Genomic DNA, 695 nt, shown 5'->3' on the forward strand with positions numbered 1-695 from the left:
CCCGTCACCACCGTGCCGCGGCCCGAGATCGAGAACACGTCCTCGATCGGCATCAGGAACGGCTGGTCGATCGGGCGCTCCGGCGTCGGGATGTACTCGTCCACCGACGCCATCAGCTTGAGGACAGCCTCCTTGCCGATCGCCGGGTTCTTGTCCTCGAGCGCCATCAGCGCCGAGCCCTTCGTGATCGGGATGTCGTCGCCCGGGAAGCTGTACTTCGACAGCAGCTCGCGGATCTCCAGCTCGACGAGCTCCAGCAGCTCCTCGTCGTCGACCATGTCGACCTTGTTCATGAACACGACCAGCGCCGGGACGCCGACCTGGCGCGCCAGCAGGATGTGCTCGCGCGTCTGCGGCATCGGGCCGTCCGCCGCCGAAACGACCAGGATCGCGCCGTCCATCTGCGCCGCACCCGTGATCATGTTCTTCACGTAGTCCGCGTGGCCCGGGCAGTCGACGTGCGCGTAGTGACGGTTCGCCGTCTCGTACTCCACGTGCGCCGTCGAGATCGTGATCCCGCGCGCCTTCTCCTCCGGAGCCTTGTCGATCGCGTCGTACGCCGTGTACGTCGCACCGCCCGTCTCCGCCAGCACCTTCGTGATCGCCGCCGTCAGCGACGTCTTGCCGTGGTCGACGTGACCGATCGTCCCGATGTTGCAGTGCGGCTTGGTACGCTCGAATTTCGCCTTGGCCAT

The 695-nt window shown here is 66.5% G+C and carries 1 protein-coding gene; it reads right to left on the minus strand.

Annotated features, from left to right (window positions below; genetic code table 11):
- A partial coding sequence (locus AB9M23_RS22550; RefSeq protein WP_372426947.1) for a GTP-binding protein occupies positions 1-695 on the minus strand: 695 nt, incomplete at its 3' end.

It is taken from the genome of Salinarimonas chemoclinalis (assembly GCF_041514305.1).
GTDB lineage: Bacteria > Pseudomonadota > Alphaproteobacteria > Rhizobiales > Beijerinckiaceae > Salinarimonas > Salinarimonas chemoclinalis.